General features: G+C 38.3%; 26 protein-coding genes, 1 tRNA gene and 1 rRNA gene. 20 read left to right on the forward strand and 8 right to left on the reverse strand.

All coding sequences use genetic code 11. The features are described from left to right. Positions 1-261: 261 nt before the first annotated feature. Positions 262-348 (reverse strand) — tRNA-Leu (locus ACH63V_RS15465). A 182-nt stretch (positions 349-530) separates the two neighbouring features. Between ACH63V_RS15465 and queA the strand changes: the two genes are divergently transcribed. The 8 genes from queA to secF all read left to right on the forward strand — a co-directional run bounded on the left by queA (position 531) and on the right by secF (position 9,164). Beyond that, positions 531-1,568 (forward strand): tRNA preQ1(34) S-adenosylmethionine ribosyltransferase-isomerase QueA, encoded by a 1,038-nt coding sequence (queA, locus tag ACH63V_RS15470; protein WP_396463974.1) that lies wholly within the window; start codon positions 531-533, stop codon positions 1,566-1,568. Positions 1,569-1,653: 85 nt separating this feature from the next. Further along, complete coding sequence (locus ACH63V_RS15475) at positions 1,654-2,655, forward strand: hypothetical protein (RefSeq protein WP_396463975.1); 1,002 nt, start codon at positions 1,654-1,656, stop codon at positions 2,653-2,655. A 96-nt stretch (positions 2,656-2,751) separates the two neighbouring features. Beyond that, positions 2,752-3,780: a hypothetical protein gene (locus tag ACH63V_RS15480; protein WP_396463976.1), complete on the forward strand. Its 1,029-nt coding sequence runs from the start codon at positions 2,752-2,754 to the stop codon at positions 3,778-3,780. Positions 3,781-3,862: 82 nt separating this feature from the next. Next, a complete protein-coding gene (locus ACH63V_RS15485) occupies positions 3,863-4,432 on the forward strand; it encodes a LemA family protein (protein WP_086497531.1) in 570 nt (189 codons plus the stop codon). Positions 4,433-4,675: 243 nt separating this feature from the next. After that, a complete protein-coding gene (gene tgt / locus ACH63V_RS15490; protein ID WP_004705660.1) occupies positions 4,676-5,809 on the forward strand; it encodes a tRNA guanosine(34) transglycosylase Tgt in 1,134 nt (377 codons plus the stop codon). A 98-nt stretch (positions 5,810-5,907) separates the two neighbouring features. After that, positions 5,908-6,237, forward strand: coding sequence for a preprotein translocase subunit YajC (gene yajC, locus ACH63V_RS15495; RefSeq protein ID WP_000051669.1), 330 nt, complete (start codon positions 5,908-5,910; stop codon positions 6,235-6,237). A 51-nt stretch (positions 6,238-6,288) separates the two neighbouring features. Further along, positions 6,289-8,190, forward strand: coding sequence for a protein translocase subunit SecD (gene secD / locus ACH63V_RS15500; RefSeq protein ID WP_151760907.1), 1,902 nt, complete (start codon positions 6,289-6,291; stop codon positions 8,188-8,190). A gap of 8 nt (positions 8,191-8,198) precedes the next feature. Next, the gene (secF, locus tag ACH63V_RS15505) at positions 8,199-9,164 is read left to right on the forward strand and encodes a protein translocase subunit SecF (protein WP_019457463.1); all 966 of its coding nucleotides are present in this window, start codon (positions 8,199-8,201) and stop codon (positions 9,162-9,164) included. A 64-nt stretch (positions 9,165-9,228) separates the two neighbouring features. Here the strand turns inward: secF and coaBC are convergent, their stop codons facing one another. Further along, complete coding sequence (gene coaBC / locus ACH63V_RS15510; protein WP_004705657.1) at positions 9,229-10,482, reverse strand: bifunctional phosphopantothenoylcysteine decarboxylase/phosphopantothenate--cysteine ligase CoaBC; 1,254 nt, start codon at positions 10,480-10,482, stop codon at positions 9,229-9,231. 100 nt (positions 10,483-10,582) lie between these two features. Between coaBC and radC the strand changes: the two genes are divergently transcribed. Together radC and ACH63V_RS15520 are read left to right on the forward strand one after the other, a co-directional pair. Continuing rightward, complete coding sequence (gene radC / locus ACH63V_RS15515; protein WP_396463978.1) at positions 10,583-11,302, forward strand: DNA repair protein RadC; 720 nt, start codon at positions 10,583-10,585, stop codon at positions 11,300-11,302. Positions 11,303-11,364: 62 nt separating this feature from the next. Then, positions 11,365-12,276 carry a bestrophin family protein gene (locus tag ACH63V_RS15520; RefSeq protein ID WP_005072669.1) on the forward strand — a complete coding sequence of 304 codons (912 nt, stop codon included), beginning with the start codon at positions 11,365-11,367 and terminating at the stop codon, positions 12,274-12,276. A 7-nt stretch (positions 12,277-12,283) separates the two neighbouring features. Here the strand turns inward: ACH63V_RS15520 and ACH63V_RS15525 are convergent, their stop codons facing one another. Further along, positions 12,284-13,135, reverse strand: a complete 852-nt coding sequence (locus ACH63V_RS15525) for a PHP domain-containing protein (RefSeq protein ID WP_396463979.1) — start codon at positions 13,133-13,135, stop codon at positions 12,284-12,286. A 44-nt stretch (positions 13,136-13,179) separates the two neighbouring features. Here ACH63V_RS15525 and ACH63V_RS15530 point away from each other — a divergent pair, with 44 nt between their 5' ends. From ACH63V_RS15530 to mnmC, 4 genes are read left to right on the forward strand one after another with little or no spacing between them, the layout of a single operon-like run. Continuing rightward, positions 13,180-13,794: a septation protein IspZ gene (locus ACH63V_RS15530; protein ID WP_304401442.1), complete on the forward strand. Its 615-nt coding sequence runs from the start codon at positions 13,180-13,182 to the stop codon at positions 13,792-13,794. Positions 13,795-13,825: 31 nt separating this feature from the next. Next, positions 13,826-14,128 carry a YciI family protein gene (locus tag ACH63V_RS15535; RefSeq protein ID WP_263614597.1) on the forward strand — a complete coding sequence of 101 codons (303 nt, stop codon included), beginning with the start codon at positions 13,826-13,828 and terminating at the stop codon, positions 14,126-14,128. A gap of 4 nt (positions 14,129-14,132) precedes the next feature. Beyond that, positions 14,133-14,612 (forward strand): hypothetical protein, encoded by a 480-nt coding sequence (locus tag ACH63V_RS15540; RefSeq protein ID WP_263614598.1) that lies wholly within the window; start codon positions 14,133-14,135, stop codon positions 14,610-14,612. A 23-nt stretch (positions 14,613-14,635) separates the two neighbouring features. Further along, complete coding sequence (mnmC, locus tag ACH63V_RS15545; RefSeq protein WP_396463980.1) at positions 14,636-16,507, forward strand: FAD-dependent 5-carboxymethylaminomethyl-2-thiouridine(34) oxidoreductase MnmC; 1,872 nt, start codon at positions 14,636-14,638, stop codon at positions 16,505-16,507. 51 nt (positions 16,508-16,558) lie between these two features. Here mnmC and ACH63V_RS15550 read toward each other — a convergent pair whose 3' ends face one another. Beyond that, the gene (locus ACH63V_RS15550) at positions 16,559-16,873 is read right to left on the reverse strand and encodes a rhodanese-like domain-containing protein (RefSeq protein ID WP_002051246.1); all 315 of its coding nucleotides are present in this window, start codon (positions 16,871-16,873) and stop codon (positions 16,559-16,561) included. A 91-nt stretch (positions 16,874-16,964) separates the two neighbouring features. On the opposite strand from ACH63V_RS15550, the gene ACH63V_RS15555 reads away from it, so the two are divergent. The 3 genes from ACH63V_RS15555 (at position 16,965) to ACH63V_RS15565 (ending at position 18,566) form a co-directional block, all read left to right on the forward strand. Continuing rightward, positions 16,965-17,453, forward strand: a complete 489-nt coding sequence (locus ACH63V_RS15555; protein ID WP_002051423.1) for a YajQ family cyclic di-GMP-binding protein — start codon at positions 16,965-16,967, stop codon at positions 17,451-17,453. 35 nt (positions 17,454-17,488) lie between these two features. After that, positions 17,489-17,983 (forward strand): DUF4442 domain-containing protein, encoded by a 495-nt coding sequence (locus tag ACH63V_RS15560; RefSeq protein WP_311069821.1) that lies wholly within the window; start codon positions 17,489-17,491, stop codon positions 17,981-17,983. Positions 17,984-18,059: 76 nt separating this feature from the next. Then, complete coding sequence (locus tag ACH63V_RS15565; RefSeq protein ID WP_396463981.1) at positions 18,060-18,566, forward strand: ester cyclase; 507 nt, start codon at positions 18,060-18,062, stop codon at positions 18,564-18,566. A 69-nt stretch (positions 18,567-18,635) separates the two neighbouring features. Here ACH63V_RS15565 and ACH63V_RS15570 read toward each other — a convergent pair whose 3' ends face one another. Genes ACH63V_RS15570 through ACH63V_RS15580 form a run of 3 tightly spaced genes read right to left on the reverse strand, consistent with a single transcriptional unit; the run spans position 18,636 to position 20,388 of the window. Next, complete coding sequence (locus ACH63V_RS15570) at positions 18,636-19,052, reverse strand: acyl-CoA thioesterase (protein ID WP_151964273.1); 417 nt, start codon at positions 19,050-19,052, stop codon at positions 18,636-18,638. 1 nt (position 19,053) lies between these two features. Further along, positions 19,054-19,491, reverse strand: coding sequence for a thioredoxin TrxC (trxC, locus tag ACH63V_RS15575; RefSeq protein WP_002051446.1), 438 nt, complete (start codon positions 19,489-19,491; stop codon positions 19,054-19,056). Continuing rightward, on the reverse strand, positions 19,492-20,388 hold the full coding sequence (locus tag ACH63V_RS15580) for an alpha/beta hydrolase (RefSeq protein ID WP_396463982.1): 897 nt from the start codon (positions 20,386-20,388) through the stop codon (positions 19,492-19,494). Between the two features lie 191 nt (positions 20,389-20,579). Here ACH63V_RS15580 and ACH63V_RS15585 point away from each other — a divergent pair, with 191 nt between their 5' ends. The 3 genes from ACH63V_RS15585 (at position 20,580) to ACH63V_RS15595 (ending at position 23,930) form a co-directional block, all read left to right on the forward strand. Further along, positions 20,580-20,915: a TIGR01244 family sulfur transferase gene (locus tag ACH63V_RS15585; RefSeq protein ID WP_049063451.1), complete on the forward strand. Its 336-nt coding sequence runs from the start codon at positions 20,580-20,582 to the stop codon at positions 20,913-20,915. Between the two features lie 362 nt (positions 20,916-21,277). Then, a complete protein-coding gene (locus ACH63V_RS15590) occupies positions 21,278-22,474 on the forward strand; it encodes a hypothetical protein (RefSeq protein WP_396463983.1) in 1,197 nt (398 codons plus the stop codon). Positions 22,475-22,556: 82 nt separating this feature from the next. Then, complete coding sequence (locus ACH63V_RS15595) at positions 22,557-23,930, forward strand: dihydrolipoyl dehydrogenase (RefSeq protein ID WP_396463984.1); 1,374 nt, start codon at positions 22,557-22,559, stop codon at positions 23,928-23,930. 191 nt (positions 23,931-24,121) lie between these two features. On the opposite strand, the gene rrf is transcribed toward ACH63V_RS15595, so the two are convergent. After that, positions 24,122-24,224 (reverse strand): 5S ribosomal RNA (gene rrf / locus ACH63V_RS15600); the annotation flags it as partial.

Here is a 24,224-nt window from a genome sequence, read left to right on the forward strand (position 1 = left end):
CAAATAAGAAATGAAATGTTTTGATAATCCTTTTAATACATTCAATTCTCCTAAAATTTTCTCATTAGTTGGGGTGTAGTAAGTCAATACTTGCTTAGGACCCTTCCAACCAAATATTTTGCACTAAATTAAATCATTTAATCTAGATTTTTAACCATAAAAGTAATCTTGAATAGATTTTTACTTATTAAAATATTCAACAAAAAACCCCATAAGCCATTAGCTTATGGGGTTTTCGTAGAATCATAAGATTCTGAATCTTGGTCCCGAGGGTCGGACTCGAACCGACACGTCATCTCTGACAGCGGATTTTGAGTCCGCCGCGTCTACCAATTTCACCACCTCGGGAGAGGAAGTATGTTTGTGTTGCGTATATTAGCGCGTTTGCAAAACTTGTCAAACCCTAAGTGAATATTATCGTTCACTTTTAGATCATTTAAACATTTTTCATGATTTAGATCAGAAGCACAGCCATAAAAAAGCGAAAAAGTTTATACTAGGCCCAATTTTTGCGGTGTTTTTTCCTAAATATGCAACTGTCTGACTTTTCCTTTGAATTACCCGATGAACTTATTGCCCGTTACCCTCTCGAATCACGTAGTGCTTCACGTTTATTGCATTTAGACGCAAAGGGTCAATATCACGATCACATGTTCACAGATATTATTGATCTGTTTGAAGAAGGTGATTTGTTGGTACTCAACGATACCAAAGTAATGAAAGCTCGTCTTAAAGGAAAACGTGCCACAGGTGGTGCAATTGAGATTTTGGTTGAGCGTATGCTGAACCACACCACAGCGTATTGCCATATTAAAGCGAGTAACTCTCCTAAAGCAGGGGCTGAGCTTTTTGTCGGTGCAAGTAATATTCCTGTGATTGTGCGTGGCCGTCACGAAAACTTATTTGTCGTTGAGTTTTCACAGCCAATTTTACCTGTACTTGAGCAATATGGTCAGTTACCTATTCCGCCTTACTTTAACCGTGAAGCAGAAGAAATTGACACTGAACGCTATCAAACGGTTTTCCATAACCCTGAGAAAATTGCCAGTGTGGCTGCACCAACTGCGAGCCTGCACTTTGACGAAGAGTTACTAGCAAAGTTAGAGCAAAAAAATGTTCAAAAATCTTTTGTGACTTTACACGTCGGCGCTGGCACATTTATGCCTGTCCGTACTGATGACATTACCAATCATGTTATGCACAGTGAATGGTGCGACGTTCCCCAAGAAACTATTGATTTGATTTTGACGACAAAAGCGCGCGGCAATAAAGTAATTGCTGTCGGTACAACCGCAACACGTGCCTTAGAAAGTGCAGCTCAAGCACACGGCGGAAAAATCGCAGCGTGGAATGGTGATACGCAGATCTTTATCTATCCGGGCTATGAGTTCTGTATTGTAGATCGTTTAATTACTAACTTCCATTTACCTGAATCTACCCTACTCATGTTGGTATCAGCATTGTCGAATCGAGACAATATTTTGGCTGCTTACGAACATGCAGTTAAAAACCGCTATCGTTTCTTTAGTTATGGCGATGCAATGTTGATTGATAAATTAGAAGTTTAAAAATTAAAGCTGGGTTAAACCTTATAAGTTAATTCGAGGTTTAATCCAGCTGATCTAGATACTATTTTAATTAATAAAAAAATTTATGAATCCTATCTTCCAGAAAGTTCGAAATACTTTTGATAATCAAAATACGCACAACAAAATTACTTTAAAAAATATTGAAGCGTTAAGAAATTTACTTAATCAGGAATTACCACCTGAGCTGCTTATTCATTCATTAAAGAATTGGACAGGTACACAACAGCTTGGTATACGAAATTATATTTTTTGGAATGCTACAATCTTTGCCTTAGTTTGTATGGCTTTAGGCTTTTTTATTTCGATCTATTTCTTCCCTTTTGCGATTCTTGCGATCTTTTATGGCTTTCATCATAGAGCATCGACTGCCGAACTTAATTGTCTGCTTCAAGATATCCAAACTTATTATTATGAACATAAATATAATTTTAAATTTGCAACCGAAGATAATTTGCCGGAAGAAGGCACACCTGCTTCAGTTTTTCCATTATTTAAGTTAGGTAATCAACAAAATTCAGTCCTAATAGCAGTACACGGCAAGTGGCAAGTAAGAGAAACAACTCATCCCTATAAAATTTTTAGATATCATTATATCAATCGAGAGATGGCCTATAACTCAAAAGGCAGTTGGGAACTTAAAGATGTTAGCTATGATTTATACGGTATCATTTTAGAGAGTTTTCCAGTTCGCGGAGTCAGCATTTCAAGTCAACAGCAAAAGGCTTGCCGCTTAGGAGTAGCTTGGGAGTCAAGTGATATTCGTTTTAATCAAAAATACCAACAAAGTGGAATTAATGAGTTGGACTTAGTAAAATTTCTAAGCCCTGACCGTTTGTTATTATTAGAAAAAATGTTGGAAGATTTTCCGGGGGACTTCTATGTACACCCTGAAACATCTGCATTATGTTGGCTCTGTAATGTAAATCTTTTACGTCAGCAAAGTTTATATGGCACTAGTGTACGTGAGCTTACTGAATGTCTTGAAACACTTTCAATGCCAGAGTTTGAGCAGTTTGCAAATATATTGCAGCATTTCATTGATGAAACTCAAATGCCGAAGTCATAAAAGTAATTATTTATTTAAAACTTATTTCTATTTATCTCTTTCAATTTAAAAGATAATCTAGGCTTAGCACTTTATGATAATCAACTCATTACCTTCATGCCAATTGATACCGTACAACAAGCACTTCATATAAGACGTAAAAAAAATACACAGGTCTTTCGTAATATTGCTCGACTTTGGGACGCGGGACAAAAGTCACAAACAGATCAAGAGCTCTTAAATGCGTTACATCCATGGCGTGAAGATCATAACCTTCGTTTTGTTAATGTATTGCCGTATTTGTTAGGTATTTGCAGTATTACGACACTATTATTTGGATATTTTTTTCATCCTCATATTCAATATATTTGGAGTCTCTTATGGGCATTTTTAACTGGTTTTCTGGCCTACTTACTCTATGAACCGCAAAAGCCTTTAACCGAAGTTATTCATTATTTAGAACAGCGTATGACTGCTTTACGTTATGGCCTGCAGTTTCAGCCGTTACCAGCTTATCTTCCAATTCAAGCTCAACCCATTTTAGTCTTAAGCAGACTAAAACAATATTTCCCATTGTTTAATCGAGGCAATGAAGCGAATGAAATTACTGAGTTTGCTTCAGTGACATGGAATGATGGCATTACAGATCATCAAGTCCTGCTATTTAAATATCACTATGTAAATAATTTACCTATACTTCAAGATCAGAACAGCGATAAAAAAATAATAAAAGAGATTCATAAAGATTTATGGGGTGCTTTTATTTTTCAAATACCAGCCTTAGGTATAGCCGTAAGTAATCAACGTTCTCGCTTTTTTGCACCGTACTTAAGCGAATGGCAAAGTACTGACATTCTGATTAACCAAGAGCTCAATATTTTCGGTACTGACCAACACCAGTTAGCTAAAGAAATTAGCCCAAGTCTAACTTTAAAACTTCATGATTTTTTTCAACATTTTAACGGTGATTTAATTTATCATCATGAAGAGCAAATATTATGTTATCTCGGTGAGCAAGATCTTTTTCAAACCACCAGTAAACGTAGTGAAATTCATGATATTCCAGCATTACGTGGACATTTACGTACCATGACCATGCCGCAATATGAAAAATTTCAACAATTCATGCTTAATTTAATTAAATAAATCTCTCGTAGTGCCGAACTGGCAACTTATTAAATAAGAAGTTAAAAGGTTCAATGAGAGAATAAAAATAAGAGGAGTGAAAATGAAAGGCTTATTCATTTTCTTGGGGATTTTCGTCGTACTGATTGCGTGGGGCATCCACATTCGTAACAACATTGTGCGTTATTTTAACGCGACCAAACGTGCTTGGGCAGAGGTTGCAAATTTCGAACGCCAAAAAGTAAAAACACTTGAAGCATTAGAAACCACGCTCAATCAATATACTCAGTTTGAAAAATCGACTTTAGAAAAGGTGACTGCTTTACGTCAGCAAATTCTCAGTTTAAATGTCGACCATACTGATATTGCTCAATTACAGCAGATTGAAAAAATGAGCAAAGAGCTGATTCGTAGCCTAAATGTCGTGGTTGAAAACTATCCTGAACTAAAAGCAGATACGCTCTATAGCAAAATGATGGATGATATTCAGGAACAAAACGAAAATGTTGGCGCGGCAATCAGCATTTTTAACCGCAATGTCGAAGTATTTAACAACCAGATTGAAGTGTTTCCAAATAATCTGATTAATACGATGACTTTATCTAAAAAAGCAATTCGTCCTTTTCGCGATAATTTGGCTACAGACAATTTTGACTACAAACCTAACTTTTAGTCTAAATAAAAAAGTGGTCATTCAATCGGAAAATTGACCTATTTTATAGCCAGCTACATTTAGTAGTAGAACTACTTGGCAGAATCAAGGAAAATAGCCCTCTTATTTTTAGGGCTATTTGTATTTTTAAATTGGTCTTCCCGTTTAAAAACTCATAATTTGACAGCCCCTATTTAGCAGCGAACTGTTTTTTCGCCCTTGCACTGCCCTACGGTATTGCTTGCTATTGTTCAGGATTTTTAGATGAAGTTTGAAAAATTAGGTCAGTCGGGTCGTGCCCGTCGTGGTCGTTTAACTTTAGAACATGGTGTTGTTGAAACACCTGTTTTTATGCCAGTGGGGACTTACGGTACAGTCAAAGGCATGTTGCCGCGTGATATCGAAGATATTCAGGCACAAATTATTTTAGGTAATACCTTCCATTTATATTTGCGTCCGGGCCTTGAAGTAATCAAGCAACACGGCGGATTGCACGACTTTATTAAGTGGAATAAGCCAATTTTGACTGACTCTGGCGGCTTCCAAGTATTTAGCCTTGGCGCTATGCGTAAAATTAAGGAAGAAGGTGTTACTTTCCGTTCTCCGATTGATGGTTCAAAAGTGTTTTTATCGCCTGAAATTTCAATGGAAATTCAGCATGTATTGAACTCTGACATCGTCATGATTTTTGATGAATGTACGCCTTATCCTGCAACACACGAAGAAGCACAAAAATCATTACAGCTTTCTTTGCGCTGGGCAAAACGTTGTAAAACGCATCACCATGATGAGCTTAAAAATAAAAATGCCTTATTCGGCATTATTCAAGGCGGCATGTATGAAGACTTACGTGACGAGTCTTTAAATGGCTTACTTGAAGTTGGTTTCGATGGTTATGCAATTGGTGGTTTATCTGTAGGTGAACCAAAAGAAGAGATGATCAAAGTTTTAGATTATCTTCCAAACAAAATGCCAGCGGACAAACCTCGTTACTTAATGGGCGTAGGTAAACCTGAAGATATCGTTGAAGCGGTGCGCCGTGGTGTCGATATGTTTGACTGCGTAATGCCGACTCGTAATGCACGTAATGGTCATTATTTTGTCACTGATGGTCTGGTACGTATTCGTAATAGTAAATATCGCCATGACCAAGGTCCTCTTGACCCACACTGCGATTGCTACACATGTAAGAACTTTACCCGTGCTTATCTGTTCCATCTTGAAAAATGTGGAGAGATGTTAGCATCTATGCTTGGTACCATTCATAACTTACGTTATTACCAACGTTTAACTGAAGGTATGCGTGATGCATTAGATAATGGCACTTTTGATGAATTTGTTCAGGACTTTTATGCCCGTCGCGGATTAGAAGTTCCACCTTGCCCTGTCGATGAATAAGCGAGATTTGCGCTCAACCGCAAGACAAGGTAAATTGCAAAACGAATTAGGATTATGTCAGGTATCTGACTCATATTTTTTAACTTTAGGAAATTAAAATGAGCTTGTTCATTTCTACTGCACATGCAGCTCCAGCAGCAGCCCAAAGCCCGGGTCTTTTGCCAAACATTTTGATGATTGTTGTATTCGTTGCAATCTTCTATTTCTTAATCTGGCGCCCTCAAGCAAAACGCGCAAAAGAGCACCGTTCTTTAATCGAAAGCTTAGGTGTAGGTAGCGAAGTTGTTTTTGCTGGTGGTTTAATGGGCAAAGTAACCAAACTTGAAGGTGACTATGCGGTTGTTGAACTTAACCGTGGTGTAGAAGTAAAAATTCAGCGTGCCAGCGTAATTTCTGTATTACCTGAAGGCACTCTAAATAACCTTTAATCATAAAACAGTCGTGCTTTAGCACGGCTTTTTCATTTAAGAAGAAAGCGAATGCGTTACCCTGCATGGAAATATTTACTGATTCTGGTTGTTCTGGTAGTCAGTACATTATACGCACTGCCTAGTCTATATCCGGATGAGCCCGCAGTTCAAATTTCCGGTGCCAAAGCTGGTACCCAAATTGATCAAAGTGTGGTGCAAAAAGCAGAGCAAATTTTAAAAACAGCAAATATTGCGAGCCACGATAATACTTTTACAAATAATGCTGCTCTCTTGCGTGTCAGCTCTTCTGAAGCGCAGTTAAAAGCAAAAGAAGTATTACGCCGTGACTTAGGTGATCAATATGTTGTTGCCCTAAACCTTGCACCAACTACACCAGAATGGTTGCAAAAAATTGGGGCTAAACCAATGAAACTTGGTTTGGACTTACGTGGTGGTGTCCACTTCTTGCTAGAAGTAGATATGGACAAAGCCATTTCCCAACGTATGGAAACCTCTGCCACTGATTTGCGTCGTCAGTTCCGTGAAAACAAAATTAAATTTAACAACCTTGCGTTAAATAATAATGTGATCACTGTTCAATTTGCTGACAATGCTGATCGTGATGCAGCAATGGATTTTTTACGCCGTAATGGTAATGAATATACCCAACAGGCATTAGCGAGCACCACAGGTTCTACCTTAAAACTCTCTTATACCGATGTACGTCGTCAAGAAATTCAGGCATATGCAGTCAATCAGAACTTAACAACACTACGTAACCGTATTAACGAACTTGGTGTTGCAGAAGCATTAGTACAAAGTCAGGGTAGCAACCGTATTGTCGTTGAATTACCGGGTGTTCAAGATACAGCAGAAGCTAAACGTGTTTTAGGCCGTACCGCTAACCTCGAATTCCGTTTGGTATCTGACTTAAATGATCAATATATTGACCCATATACGGGTAAATATAACGGTCAACCTTTACCTCCGGGTACAGAAGTTTTTGCTTATCAATCTTTAGATAGCGGTCGTCAACTTTTGTTGCAACGTAACCGTATCTTGACTGGTGAACGTGTTCAAAATGCAAGTTCTGGCTTTAGCCAAGACTCTGGCGGTGCCGAAGTAAATATTACGCTCGACAGTGCTGGTGGTAAGCTCATGTCAGATGCAACCCGTAATGCTGTTGGTAAACGCATGGCGGTATTGTTCATCGAAAACAAGCAAAAGATTAGCTACGTTACAGATCCAAAAACTGGCGCTCAAACAGAAGTTCGTACACCATATACCGAGTCTGTCGTTATTAACGCTGCAACAGTTCAAGCTGTTTTAGGTTCAACTTTCCGTATTACTGGTTTAAGTTCTCCTCAAGAAGCATCTGAACTTGCATTAATGTTACGTGCTGGTGCTTTAGCTGCGCCAATGTACTTCGTTGAAGAACGTGTTGTTGGTCCAAGCCTTGGTCAAGAAAACATTGATAAAGGTGTACTCTCTACTCAAATCGGTTTCTTACTTGTTGCAATCTGGATGGTCGTGTTCTTCCGCGTATTCGGTTTAATTGCGAACTTTGCACTTGTATTTAACTTGGCAATGATTTTAACGGTTATGTCTTGGATAGGGGCTTCCCTCACCTTACCAGGTATTGCTGGTATCGTTATTACCATTGGTATGGCGGTCGATGCCAACGTACTGATATGTGAGCGTATTCGAGAAGAAATGCTCTGGGGTGCCTCACCCAAACAGGCCATTGTGGCGGGTTATGATCGAGCCTATAACACCATTTTTGACTCGAACTTAACGACGTTCCTCGTTGCTTTCATTCTGTTTGCAATTGGTACAGGCCCGATTAAAGGTTTCGCCGTAACATTAATGATCGGTATTGTGTGTTCGATGTTTACTGCAATTACAGTAACACGTGCAATCGTACAGCTCATTTATGGTAAACGCCGTAATTTGAAAAAGTTGAGCATTTAAGGAGATCTATGATGACTAAAGTGACTCAACAGCCTTCAAAACAATATGGTCGTCCGGATGATGCAAAAATCATCCCGTTCATGAAGATTGCTAAACCAGCAGCAATCTTCTCGATCCTTATTACTCTAGCGAGTATTTTCTTTATTGCGACTAAAGGTCTTAACTTAGGTTTGGACTTTACAGGTGGTGTTTCTGCCGAACTTAACTATGCACAACCAGCAAATCAGTCTGACGTTATTCAGGCACTCGACAAAGCTGGTTTTAAAGATGCAGTAGTACAAACGCTAGGTAGTAATAAAGACTTACTCGTGCGTATGCCGGTACAAGAAGTTAAGGTTGAAGATCTTAATAACGCGATTACCAAAGCTGTGCAATTACCAAATAATGCTGCCGAAGTTCATAAAGTGGACTCTGTAGGCGGTCAGGTGGGTAATGAGCTTTATGTTCGTTCGGCTGGAGCGGTTGCTCTTGCGCTTATCTTAATGTTGATCTACGTGACCATTCGCTTTGAGTTTAAACTCGCGATGGGTGCCGTAATGTCTTTATTTCATGACATCATCATTATTATTGGTGCATTTGCATTATTCCAATGGCCATTTGACCTTACAGTTTTAGCTGCGGTACTTGCAGTGATTGGCTTCTCGCTTAACGATAACATCGTTGTTTCAGACCGTATCCGTGAAAACTTCCGTAAGATTCGCGGCGCGACTCCACGTGAAATCGTTGATATTGCTTTAACTGAGACTTTACGTCGTACCATCCATACCTCAATGACCTTATTGCTTGTTGTACTCGCAATGATGTTCTTGGGTGGTGATGGCTTACATTGGTTCTCTGTTGCAATGTTTGTGGGTGTCTTTGTCGGAACTTACTCTTCAATTTATATCGGTACAGCATTTGCGTTGTGGCGTGGTCTTAACCGTCAAGACTTCATTGTTCAGGTTAAACCTGAATTTGAAGATGAAATTCCTTGATTGTTAAACCAAGACATATAAAAAAACCGCGATTTATTCGCGGTTTTTTTATTAAGCTCAAAGCTTATTTACGGCGTAATGCATCCGAAATAGCTTCAACAAGCTGTTGAGAAATTTCTTGTTTAGATGCTTTCTCTAGTTCACGCTTTTTCATATGGTAGCTTTCAGCAAAGAAAACAGTCATCGCATTTTCATCCGAAGCAAAACCAATATCAGCACGAGAAACATCGTTACACGCAATCATGTCTAATTTTTTAGCAACCAGTTTACCTGCTGCATATTCTTCAACATTTTGCGTTTCGGCAGCAAAACCCACCATAAATGGACGTTTTTCCTGAGCGGCAATGGTTGCCACAATATCTGGATTTTTGACAAGGGAAACATTCAACTCATCCCCTGCTTTCTTAATCTTGTGCTCAGCCACTTCTGCAACGCGATAATCGGCTACTGCCGCTGTCGCAATGAAAATATCACAACCAGTCTCAAGTGAGTTCATGCTGACATCTAACATTTGACGTGCAGATGCAACATTGACACGTTGCACACCGTTTGGTGTATCTAAACTTACAGGTCCGGCAACTAAAGTGACTTTTGCCCCTGCAGCATAACATGCAGCCGCTAAAGCAAAGCCCATTTTTCCAGTACTATGGTTTGAGATATAACGAACTGGATCAATCGCTTCGCGTGTTGGTCCAGCAGTAATCACAACTCGCTTACCTGCCAATAAACCAAATTTTTCAGCAATCGCACGTTGGGCTTGATGGAAATAACCAGCTACTTGACGGGCAATTTCTTCTGGTTCTGGCATACGGCCTAAACCGACATCACCACAAGCCTGTTCACCTGAATCCGGCATGATCACATGCACGCCATCTTCAACTAGCGTTTGCAAATTACGCTGAGTTGCTTTTGCAGCCCACATTTGCTGGTTCATTGCTGGGGCAACCCATACAGGTGCTTTAGTTGCTAAAAATAAAGTACTGAGTAAGTCATCTGCCAAACCATTAGCAAACTTAGCCAAGGTGTCACAGCTTGCTGGAGCAACCAGTAACAAATCAGCCCAACGAGCCAATTCAATATGGCCCATTCCAGCTTCAGCCTCAGGGTCTAAAAGCTCGGTATGTACAGGGTTTCCAGAAAGAGCCTGAAACGTTAGAGGGGTAATAAATGCTTGAGCTCCGTGTGTCATCACAACCCGAACGTCAAAGCCATAATCTTTAAGACGACGGACCAAAATGGCACTCTTATAGGCAGCAATCCCACCTGTAACAGCTAAAACAATGTTTTTATGAGGAATAACACTTAAATCAAAGCTCACGAACAGGATACCTTTCTGTTGCAGTGGCGCTCACAATAGCATTAAATACGCGCAGACCCAAGATTGATTGGGCAAACAAAATAAAATTTTAAGCAGAATATTGCTGGGGAATATGAATACTTCTATTAAAAATTGGCCAGAACAAGAACGGCCAAGAGAACGGTTATTACAACAAGGCCCTCAAAGCCTCTCTGACTCTGAATTACTTGCGATCTTTCTTCGCTCAGGTTCACGCCAACATTCAGCAGTTGAACTCGCACGCTTACTGATTCAAAAATTTGGAAGCCTCAATGCTGTTTTCGATGCATCTTTCAATGAATTAGCTCAATTTAATGGTATTGGAGCCACCAAGTATTCCCAATTATTGGCCGTAAAAGAGCTTGGACGGCGTTATCTCGATTATCATTTTAGTCAAACTGAGCTAAGCCTTCATTCTTCTCATTTGGTTCTAGATTATCTGCGTTATGAATTAAAAGGTGAGAAACAAGAAGTCTTCGCAGTACTGTGCTTAGATGCCGAATTACGGAAACTGCATTTTAAAAAGTTATTTTTTGGATCAGTTCAGCACTGTGCCGTTTCAGTGAATCAAACCTTACGTTATGCCTTACAACAACATGCTTGCCAACTGGTAATAGCACATAATCATCCATTTGGTTCTGCACAGCCATCTCCTGAAGATATTAAACTCACAGAGCAACTTCAGCAGGCTTGTCAGCTGGTTGAAATACGTTTACTAGACCATTTTATTATCTCACCAGAAGGTAGCTTTTCATTTACTGAACAACAACTGCTCAACCCTACCACAATAGCCGTTCAATGATATTGACAAAGCTTCACTAAGCTTAGAATATCAAAAACAAAAATAGCGACGTTTAAAATAAAATGATTGTTCGTGAACAACCCAGTATTTTTAAAGTTTTATTCTCTTGGCGAGGGACGATATTACCAAAAATTTTGCCCTCTTTAGGGGTGGTAATGCTGATTTCGGCAATCATTGGTGGGGTTGAATATATTAATCTCTACCGTTTTCCAGAAATTCCTTTAGTTGGCTTCACCTTAATTGGCGTTGTACTTTCTATTTTTTTAGGCTTTAAAAATACGGCATGTTATGACCGTTGGTGGGAAGCTCGCAAACTATGGGGTGTACTCATTGCGACTTCACGTCACTTTGACCGCGACTGTCGTATTTTAACTCAAGCCCGTCGTGAACGAGTCATTCAACATGTGATTGTTTTTGCTAATGTATTACGTGATCGTTTACGTCGTCAGACAGCGAACCCAACTGAGTTAATACAAACCAGTGGTATGAGCCAGCAAGCACTCACCCAACTCTATCAGCAAAATAATGCCCCTCAGTACACACTGAGCCTCATTCACTGGGAATTATTACAAGCACTTAAAGAGGGTGAAATCTCAGATATTATTTATGCTCAAATGAATAAAAATGTTTCAGATTTAAGTGTAGTACAAACTGGCTGTGACCGAATCGCCAATACACCTATTCCATTTGCCTATTCAGTTTTGCTCAACCGCACTGTTTACTTTTTCTGCTTTATGTTGCCATTTAGTTTGGGTTCTTTACTTGGATTAGCAACACCTCTACTGGTCGGAATTTTGGCATACACATTCTTAGGTCTAGATGCTCTAAGCTCTGAAATCGAAGAGCCTTTCGGTACTCAAAGCAATGATTTACCTTTAGATGCCATGGTGCGTAGTATCGAAATTGAACTTTTAGGAACGCTGGGTAAACCAACGCCTCCTCCAATTCAAGCTCAAGATAACAACTTGCTTTAGAGCACTATTAGAGAAAACGTTCCCAAATACCCTGCTGGTCAGTCTTTGGTTTAGGGGTATTCCCTAATTTAATCCATGGCATATTTTCTCCATGAAAATCACTGCCAATTGAAACCGCTAAATGATGCTGATCAATCATACGATCAATCATTTGGCGAGTAGATAAAGGATCTACAGGTGGCGGTAACTCCACGGCGTCACCACCACAACTCGCAAATAACTCAATCAAATAACGCGTATTGGTTGCCGATAGGTCATAACGAGTTGGATGAGCTAAAACTGCCAAGCCTTTACTGTTATGAATGACCTCTATTGTTTCTTGTAAACCCAAGCCTTCAAACTTTACAAAGGCGCGTTTACCTTCCTTTAAAAAACGGTCAAAAGCTTGTTGAGGACGGCTCACCACATTCTTTTCAACCAAGGTTTTGGCAATGTGTGTTCTGGTAATACGGTCTGGTTGATTTTCAACTTTATCGAGTACATCTTGATAAATATCAAAGCCAATACACTTCTTTAACAGTTCACAAATGACTTCTGCTCTTTGTGCTCTAATTCTTTTTTGTTGTTCTAATGCTTCCAAAATTGGTGCTTCATCTTGCATGTTTAAAGCCACAATATGCACACCATAGCTTTTTTTTGTACTTGGCCTAGACCATTGGCTCGAGATCTCTACACCAGAAATGATTTTTAAATCATGGGCTTGTGCAGCATTTCTTGCACGCTGCAAACCATCCATTGTGTCGTGATCAGTGAGTGCCAAAGTATGCAGCTTCACATCCACAGCAGCTTGTACCAGCAATTCCGGAGACAAAGTTCCATCAGAAATATTGCTATGTGTATGTAAATCTATGCCTTGCATCTTTTATACTATGCCATTCACCAAACCTGATCAGATACTCTAACATGAAAGCACTTCTGGACTTTGTTCCATTAATTATTTTCTTCTATTTATATAAAACTGTTGATCCTGCGAACGCACATCACCCATTGCTTAAACTGATCGGTTCCGCTGGCGGTGTAAATAACAATAATATTCTGGTCGCTACAACAGGCTTAATTATTTCAATGCTTGTCGTGTATGGTGCTTTGTTTGTTATTCAAAAATTCCGTTTAGATAAACAGCAGTGGATTGTACTGTTTATGACCGTTATTTTTGGTGGCATTACACTCATGTTAAGCGATGATTTTTATATTCGTTTAAAAGCTGCGATTTTGAACTTGGTATTTGCTGGTGCTTTCTTGGTTTCACCTTGGTTTGGTAAAGAACGTAAACCTCTCATTAAACGTTTATTTGACCCAATTTTAGAGCTAAGTGAAAAAGGTTGGAAAAACTTAAATTTTGCTTGGGCTGCCATGTTTGTCGTCATGTCCGGTTTACATGTTTTCTTCGCGTTTTTATTTCATGGCGGAAAATATTGGGGTGAATTTACGGCATTTGGTGACATGATCGTCATGTTTTCATTTATCATTATTCAGTTCATTATTTTACGTAAACATTTTAAGTCACCAGAAGCTTAATGTGATTTCGGTTTGATTATAGAGATACGACATGCCTTTTTTTGTTCTAAGCTGTACCGATAACGAAGGAACTCTAGAGAAACGTTTAGCAATACGCCCTCAACATATCGAACGTTTACAAAAACTTGATGATGAAGGTCGTCTTGTTGCCGCTGGAGCTATGCCAAAAGATCCGAATGATCCACAGGCTGGTTTTTACGGTAGTACTATGATTGTAGAGTTTGATAGCCGTGAAGCTTTAGATGAATGGTTAAAAGAAGAACCATTTTTGAAAGAAGGCATTTATAGCCACATTGATGTCAAACCGTTTAATAAAGCATTTCCAAAAGGGTAAACGCATGCAGCTTGCAACCAAAAGCTTTCTTGGCTTGTGTTTGATCTGTTCAACTGCAGGAGCAGTTGAACCTGCTGCGACGCCAGCAACACCATCTACTGTGTCTTCAACTCAGGCGACTAAACCAGCGCCTACTTCTGCAACAGTAGCCAAACCGACCGCTACAACGGCGGCAACTACAGCACAGCCGCTTACCGCAGAACAAATCGCAAAAAATAAGCAGCAGCAAGATGCAAAAATAAAGGCTTTAGTTCAAGATCAAGCATCTCGTCTAAAACAGTTAGAACATGCAAACCTTGAAGCACTTGCACAAAACCAAGAGTTACAGCTAAAGAACGATAACTTGTCTGTTCAGGTACAAGTTTTACAAAGTGAACGTAGCGCACAAATGTTCTTATATGGTGCAGTAACTCTTGCAGGTGGCGTACTGCTTGGCTTCTTTATTGCGAGTTATGTTTATACCAAACGTCGTCGTCAGTGGTAATTCTGAGCGGCTTATTAAACCGAATGAACAAATCAAACCGTATACAAACTGCTGAGCTGGATTGGGAATCTATTGATGGTATTGAGGTTCCCATTTCCAAACAATTTGGTGATGTCTATTTTTCTAAAGATAATGGTCTGCTTGAAACAAGACATGTATTTTTAAATGGCAATGACCTATCAGAACGATTAGCCAATTTACAAGACTTTGAATATTTTAGTGTAGGAGAAACCGGGTTTGGTACTGGTTTAAATATTCTTGCACTCTGGGAGCTTTGGCAGCAGGTCCGTCCCAATAACCACAGCCATTTACATGCAATTAGCGTAGAAAAATTCCCTTTAAGCAAAGCAGATCTCATCCGTGCACTCAATGTATGGGATGAGCTTAAGCCATTTGCGAAACAACTTATTGAACAATATCCCTTGCCTATTGCAGGTTGCCATCGTTTAAGTTTCCCAGAAGAACGTTTTAGCATCGATTTATGGTTAGGAGATGCGCAAGATATTTTTCCAAGTATGGTAAAAACGAAAGCAGTGAATGCTTGGTTCCTAGATGGATTTGCACCTTCATGCAATCCAGACATGTGGGAACAAAACGTTTTAAACAATATTGTACGTCTTTCTGATTATGGCACTACCTTTGCCTCGTTTAGTGTAGCGGGTGTTCTCAAACGTGGACTAAAAGCGTATGGCATTGATATTTCACGTCCTCGCGGTTTCGGGCATAAACGTGAAATGCTTAAAGCAGTTTGGAAAGCACCTTTAAGTGAAGACACTGCACTAGAACCAGATAACCATACTTTCAATTTTACACAGCAGCATATTGCCGTTATTGGCGCAGGGATTGCTGGTTTAAGCGCAGCATGGGCTTTTGCTGAACGTGGGCACCAAGTTACTCTATTCGAGCGTACAGCGCCTTTATCTGGAGCTTCTGGCAACCCTTTAGCATTACTCAATCCAAAATTATGCCCAATTGAACAAAGTCATGAGCACCTGATGACTTTAAGCTGGCAACATGCGTTGAATTTCTATAAAAACTTTCAAGCATTTCGCCCAATTCAAATACAGCAAATGGCATTAAAAAATGCCCAAGATCTTCTCGATCTTGCTGATCAATATCCTGCTGATATTGTTACCAATCAAACAAGCTCACTTGAATCGGACTATCCACACATTGTATTAAGCGAGGCTGGCGCAGTTTCTCCACACCAGTTACGTGATGAAATTTTGCAGCATTCAGGTATTGAATTAAAAATTGCTAATATCACAGCACTTGTTTCTTTTGAAAATAAAGTTCAATTGAAAACGAATGATGAAATCATTGCAGAGGCAGATCATGTTGTGGTGTGCTGTGCCCGAGAAAGTGCTGCTTTATTTGAGAACTATCCCCCTTTAAAGCCAATACGTGGACAAGTGAGCTGGGTTAATAATTCTTTTGCACCTCTACCTTTACACGATGCGTATAGCTATGGCGGCTATTGCATGCAGCTTGACTCTTCTCAACTCATTTTAGGGGCATCTTTCTACCCAAACCGAGAAGATCAAGACGTACTCATTGACGACCATGTGCATAACTTTGAATTAATCCACAGTGTCTTCCCTACTTATGCAAAACAATTACCACCTGTAGAACAATGGCAAGGTCGAGCAGCGGTTCGGGCCCAAAGCCCAGATTATTTCCCAGTGATAGGTAAAATGCAGAGTGAAAGTCGTATTTCTACCTTTGCAGGTTTAGGTTCAAAGGGCTTTTTATTTGCACCGCTTTGCAGTGAAGTACTTGTAGCGGAAATTTTAGGTGAGACTTGTCCTGTTCCGGAAAGCCTATTAAAGAAATTAAGTGCCGAGCGCTTTCAAAAGAAAGTTAAACCGAAGAAACCGTATTTTAAATCTCAATAGTGCACTTGAGAAAATTTAGTTCCAATAAAAAAGCACCCGAAGGTGCTTTTTTTATGCGCCCTGCTCTAGAGGTAAACCTGCGTCACGAGCTGCACGCGTCCCCCCCATCAGCACGACATATTCACGCGAGGCATCTAAGTCTTCTAGTTTCTCAGCTGCACGAGGAGCTTTGCTACCACCACCACATAAAATATAAATCGGCTGATCCGCAGCGACCTGGTTCAAAATATCAGCATTTAAATCATTAATCGGGCGACTTACCGCACCTTTAACATGCCCTTCTGCATAAGCACTTGAATCACGGACATCCCAGATAACAGCATTTTCTGGGAACTCAAATGTTGTAATTTCTTGTTTACGGATCATTGTGCACTCCTTTGATGTAAACAACACTTGGCAAATGAAGAAAACCCTCTTAGCATCTCAAATATTCTTTCACTTTGTAAAGGTCTAAACTATGCCTTCTTTCGATATTGTTTCTGAATTAGAGTTATTTGAAGTTAATCATGCGGTTCAAAACACACAAAAAGAGATTGCAACACGCTTTGACTTCCGTGGTCATGATGTTTCTATCGAACTAAACGAAAAAAATAAAGAGATTAAAATCAGCACAGAAAGTGATTTCCAGTGTGAACAAGTTTATAACATGTTAGAAAATCATTTTTATAAACGTAAAATTGATGTGCAAGCACTTGATCCGCAAAAAGCTGCTGCGTCAGGTAAAAATTTTGTACAAGTCATTAAACTTAAAGATGGACTTGACTCTGATACAGCAAAAAAAATTAATAAAGCCATTAAAGAAAGCGGCGTTAAAGTGCAATCTTCTATTCAAGGCGACAAAATCCGTGTGACCGATAAAAAGCGTGACACTTTGCAACAAGTCATGACTTTTTTACGTGAACAACAATTCGGTGTGCCATTACAGTTTAATAACTTTAAAGATTAATATCTTTTAGCGACATTCAAAGTTAAGGTAATCCCATGTCTCAATCCAATCGACTATTAAAACTGGTAAAAGCAACTTCAAAATTTCCTAAAGGTGTTCGAAGTACGCTTTGGAGCAAGGCATTTGGCCGTATTGTGCCAATGGTGGGTACAGCCAATATTCGCTATCTGGAAGTAGATGTAAACCATGTGACTGTTCGCTTAGAAAACCAGAAAAACATGCAGAACCATATTAAAGGTGTGCATGCTGCTGCAATGGCACTTTTGGCAGAGACTGCGACAGGTTTTTTAACGGGTTTACATATTCCTGATAACCGCATTTTATTAATCAAATCATTGCATGTTGATTATTTAAAAGTGGTTGAAGGCGGTTTAACAGCAACAGCTACCCTCTCTACAGAACAGCAAAAATATATTGCTGATCATGAGAAAGGTGAACTTGTTATTCCAGTTACCGTTATTGATGATGCAGGTAATGAACCAATCCAATGCCAAATGCTTTGGGCATGGTTACCTAAACGTAAGAAATGATAACTAATCTAAAATATTTTTAGATTGTTATTTACCTCAAGATATAAAAATTACAATTTTATATCTTGAGGTCACAATGAAAAAAATATTGATTCTATCCTCTTTATTTACCAGTTTAATATTTACAACAATAACGACTCATGCGACTGAACCTCATCTGAAAGCCAGTAAATTAACTTCAACTAAATCTGAAGCGATAGATAAAGTAAGCGCTCAAAACAAAAGAATAGTCATCGACTTTTATGAAGGCGTCTTTTTAAAACATAAAGTCAAAGAATATGCAGACCGTTATATTGGTCAACAATACATTCAGCACAATCCTAATGTGCCAGATGGAAAAGCACCTTTCGTCAATTTCTTCACTGAAAAATTCCAAAAAAATCCTCAAGCTAAAAATGAGATTAAACGTACGATTGCTGAAGGTAATCTTGTCGTTTTACATGCCCATTCGACTGAAAACGAAAAAGATAGAGGCCGAGCAATTATTGATATATTTCGTGTCGAAAATGGAAAAATCGTAGAGCATTGGGATGTAATACAAAATATTCCTGAGCAAAGCAAAAATACCAATACGATGTTTTAATTCTAAAAATGAGTTCTTTATCTAAATTAAAAATTAAAGCCTGAATACTGATATTCAGGCTTTCTAAGTTTATTGAGTATCTAAAAACTTTTGTCTTGCTTCTTCGGGTATTTGGCGCTTATTACCCTTTACATCCACTGCTACAAAGGTAAAGACTCCTTCAGTAATACGAATTGGAGCACGAGAATCATCATGACTATCCCAAACTTCAATTTGCATTTGAATAGACGTATTACCTACTTTTAAGATTTTGGTATAGCAGCTAATGACAAAGCCTACTTTTACCGGAACCAAAAAGGTCATCTGATTAATGGAAATCGTGGCACAGCGACCACGACTAAAACGCTCTGCGTGAATTGCTCCAGCCAAGTCCATTTGTGACACGATCCACCCACCAAACACATCACCACTCCAGTTTGTATCTGCTGGCATGGCAATCGTTTGTAAGGATAAAATTCCTTCTGGTTTGGTATAAGCTTCTGACACCTTAGCTCCCGAAATTCGTTTGAAGTTGTTGATCTAGCCACTGCTGCAATTCAGGAGCGCGTAATGCACCGCTCATTCGAGCAACTTCTGTGGTTTTATTCATTAATACAAGCGTAGGAATACTTCTCACATTAAATGCTTGGCTTAAGCGAGGAGACTCTTCGGTATTAATCTTGGCAAAAATGACACGTGGATTTTGTTTTGCAACTTGTGCAAAATGTGGCGCCATCATTTTACAAGGTCCACACCATTCTGCCCATAAATCTATCAAAATAGGCAGATCACTATTCGTGATGTAGTTACTAAAGTTTTGTTCATTTAACTCAATCGGCGCAAGCGGGAGTAATGGCTGATGGCATTGGCCACAACTCGGTTGCGCGCTAAGTTTTTCCTCTGGAACTCTATTTTTTGCACCACACGATGCACATACAATAATCATTTACATCACTCCTATATGCTGATGTAAAAATTCTAATTGGGTCGTCACTGCTTTTTCAAACCATGAACCGTGATAGATATCAAAATGTTTCATATCCCACTCATGATAACTCACAAAAGGCGCAATATTGGTTGCAGCTTCACGACTAGACTCAATTGGAATTAAAGAATCATGCTGAGCAGCAATAAATAAAACTGGAATATTAATCTGACGTACGAGTTGAATTGGACGGTAACGCATCAAATTAAAAAAGACGCGTGCAGGAACTTCTCCACTCCAATAATAATCTGGATTTACAATCGACAAATACCCATAGTAGCTATCTGCTGTTGGCATAAAACATAATTTAAATTGGTCAACAACAGGTAATCTCTTTGGATTAAGGCCCATTTTAGAACCCATATAATCTTGGCTCGACAACTTTAAAGCTTGGGGATAACGCTGTAATGGATACAGTTTTGCTGTTTCAGCACCGTCTACATATGGAATTTGTACCATAATGGCCTGAATATTTTTCAGTTCAGAAGCTAGGCTTAAAGCATATCCCCCACTTAAAGATGTGCCCCACAAAACAATTCTTCGATTATCTATAAGTTTACAAGTGGATGCATATTGAATAATGGTCTTCCAATCTTCCAATTGAGAATTGATAGAAATCATCTCTCGGGGCTTACCTGTACTCCCACCCCAATATCGATAATCAAATAAAATAACCGCATAGCCTGCCTGAGCGAAACGCTGCGCATATTGGATAAGCTTGAATTGACGTAAGCCGGCAAAACCATGTGCCATGATAATTACCGCGGATTTATTATTTGTTTTTGGAATATAAAAGTCAGCTGCGATCACTTCCTGATCACATGGAACATATAAAGGCTCAACCGTATAAGCGTGCATATGTGCTCCGTGGCATTATGGTCGAAGTAATGAACTTACAAAAAACATCCTGATCGCCTTTTAAAAATCTATAGCTGTTCTTTTACATAATTTTATCTATGTAGGAACAACGTTTTAGTGTCTTGTATCTCAGGTTAAGCTTAATGCTATGATACAGCATAAGAGGTTTTATTAAATTTTGGAGTGACGAAATGTCAGATAATGTTGGTTTCGCAGGTCAAATTGGTCCAGAACATGTGGGACAAGTGGTAGAAAAAGGATTTAAATCTATTATCAATAACCGCCCTGACATGGAAGGTGGTCCAGAACAACCAACAAGTGCTCAAATTGAAGAAGCAGCACGTCAAGCAGGTCTAGATTACGTTTACCAACCTGTAGTTGCAGGTCAAATTACTGAGCTTGATGTCCGTACTTTTGCAAATCACTATAATGAACTTCCAAAACCTGTTCTTATGTTTTGCCGTACAGGAAACCGTTCAAACAATCTTTATCAATTAGCCAAACAAATGGATTTGTTAGACGATTAATTCTTTGAATACAATTATTAAAGGCTCTATTTTCGAGTAAAAATAGAGCCTTTTTTTAATAAAAGAATATATATTACTGCATCAATTCAACAGATATATAAATAGTCTTTAGCTAAAGTATTCAAATCGCTTTAAATTTCTCAGTTCTCTTATGAATAAACTTATATTTTTATTAGTCAGTTGTCTTATTCTTAGTGCATGTTCATCTATGCAGGTTCGACCTACAGTCGGTGTAAGTATGGGAACAAGTATTTAATACAAATTTCTTAATATAAATATCGTGAGCAACCACATGAAATATATGTTATTTTAAAAAACTAAAAATTATTTTAAATAACATATCATTTTATATGGGGATAATGATGAAACTTACTCAAGGGGTATGTGGGGTTACTTTAGCTGTTTTTTTATCAGCTTGTGGTGGCGGAGGTAGTGGAGGCTATTATGATCAAAGTTCAAGTTCTGGTTCCACAACAACACCAAATCCACCTTCAACAAATCAGGAACTAGCTACTTCTGTTTTAAATAGCGTAAAGCAAGAAGGAAAATATTTATTTGGTGCCTACGATCTTAATGATGAAAACTTATCAAAAGGTTATATCGATCATGCATTAGATACTTTTGCACAAGGACCTTTAAAATTAACTCTAGATATTAGAAAAGTAGATCTCACTAAATATTCAGATCACTATCGTGACAAATGCTTTATTAATAGTACTACAGACTATCGCGCCTGCTACGTTTTTAAAGGAGAAGAAATAAAATCATTACTTACAGGTTATAATGATTGGGATTTTGATATTACAGCAGATGATTTAAAGAATATTAAACTCGCCTCTGACAATACCTCTCCAAATCTACAGGAATATCAATCTAATACTAGAATTTATATTTTTGAAAATGAAAATAAGGATAAAAATTTCCAAGATGTAACTATTACTGGAGCTTTTGCATATCCATTCCAACAGTCATGGGGACTCCAACAAACTAAGCAGAAGAGATTTGTATTAATTAACTCAACCACAAGCGATTATAAAATTACCACAACGGCCACTGTTCAAGATCCACAAACTGGTCAACCAACCGAAAAAGAAATCACTACAGGTGCAATGAGCGTATATAAAGATAATACATCAACTGATGGTGATCTATATGTAATTCAAGGGGGATCTGGTTTTAACGTACTTATCAATGATAACCCTAATGTTCCTTACGCAGAACCAATTTCATTTGTTGTAAATTCGACTCCTGGGAATACGAATAATGCGACATATCAATTGAAACTCAGCGGTAATCAAGTATTGAGTTTACCAAGTATTACTGGTATTGAAGGAAGTCGCGTTGAGAATCAATCTCCAACAACGAATACACAGAAATTTAATGGTAGCATCTATCTGGAAGGACAAAATATTTTCACTTTTAAACAGTCTCCGAATGGAACTATATTAAATTTCAAACATGTAATTAATAGTATAAATATTGAAGGTCAGTCTATTAATCAAAATGGAACTGTTTCAACTACTTTAAAATCACCTTTTGAGCAAAAATTTACATTTTAAAGCTAAATAATTAGAACTAAACCCTCTGTTCAAGAGGGTTTTTCTATATATTCTAAATATCTATTAGCATAGCTTAATCACAATGTTCGATATAATTATCATTGGCGCAGGTACTGCTGGTATTAGCGCTTATAAAGAAGCCGTTAAACACACCAATAATATTTTAATTATAAATGATGGACCATGGGATACCACTTGCGCACGTGTAGGGTGTATGCCAAGTAAAGTTCTCATCTCTACAGCAAATCGTATGTATGACATCGAAAATACACAAGAAGTTGGATTGAGTGCATCCATAGATATTAATACTGATCAGGTTATGGAGCATGTAAGAACCTTACGTAACCGTTTTACGAAGGCAACCCTTAAAGATGTAGAGCAATGGCCAACTGAACATAAAATTTCAGGTAAAGCACATTTTATTGATTCGGAAACTATTGAAGTGAATGGTAAACAATACCAATCAAAAAGCTTTATTCTGGCAGTTGGTTCCACTTCTAATTATGATCAAACATGGAAACAAGAATTAGGTGATCGCCTTATTACCACAGACCAAATATTTGAATTAGATACTCTACCTAAATCTATTGCCGTTATTGGAAGTGGAGTAATTGCTCTTGAGATCGCACAAGCTATGCATCGGTTAGGAGTAGAAACAACTATATTTGCTCGTAGTAAAAGAATTGGAATATTTACTAGCTCTAAATTACAGCAACTTGCTCAAGAAGAGTTAAGTAAAGAGTTAAACTTTTTATTTGAGACATTACCGACCGAAGTAAAGTCTACTTCTGATGGTGTTATACTGAATTATAAATTTGATGAAAAAGAAAAGTCTATTCAAGTTGAGTATGTATTATCTGCAACAGGCCGTTCAAGCTTACTAGATACACTAAAATTAGAGAATATTGATAAATCTTTTCAGGATATTAAGTTATTACCTATAAATGCTAAAACAAAACAACTAGATAACTATCCAATTTTTATTGCTGGGGATGCTTATACTTCAACGCCACTACAACATGAAGCTGCCCATGAAGGCAAAAAAGTTGTTCAGAACTGTCTGAATTATCCACAAGTTAACTCAGTTAAGACTCTCATTCCATTAGGAATAGTGTTTAGTCATCCAGAAATGGCAATTGTAGGGCAAAGTTATAAACAGCTAAAAGACAATGGAGTAGAGTTTGTCACAGGTGAAGCATCTTATGAAAGACAAGGAAGAGCTATCGTTCTTGGAAAAAATAAAGGAGCTATTGAAGTTTATATAGAACGAAAAAGCCAAAAACTGCTTGGTGCCGAGTTATTTACCGAGGCGACAGAGCATATGGCTCACCTATTAAGCTGGATCATTGGTGAAGAATTAACTTTAAAAGATATATTAGAAAAACCTTTTTATCATCCTACTCTTGAAGAAGGCTTACGCACTGCTCTAAAACATGCACGTAGACAATTAAAATAATTATTCTCGGAAGAGTTTACTTAATTAAAGTTAGCTCTTCTATACTTCTTTATATAGTTTTCTGATCCATTTTCCTTTAGTTTATATTTTATACACATCTCATCTCTAAAGAATTGTGATTAAACTTGACTTTATTCCACGCATAAAGCAACACCCCAATCTCTTTTGAGATTGGGGTGTTTGGAATAATGAGCTGGCGATGACTTACTCTCACATGGGTAACCCCACACTACCATCAGCGCTAAGAGGTTTCACTTCTGAGTTCGGGAAGGGATCAGGTGGTTCACTCTTGCT

The organism is Acinetobacter sp. ABJ-A23_2, from assembly GCF_044538765.1.
In the GTDB taxonomy this organism is placed as follows: Bacteria; Pseudomonadota; Gammaproteobacteria; order Pseudomonadales; family Moraxellaceae; genus Acinetobacter; species Acinetobacter nosocomialis_A.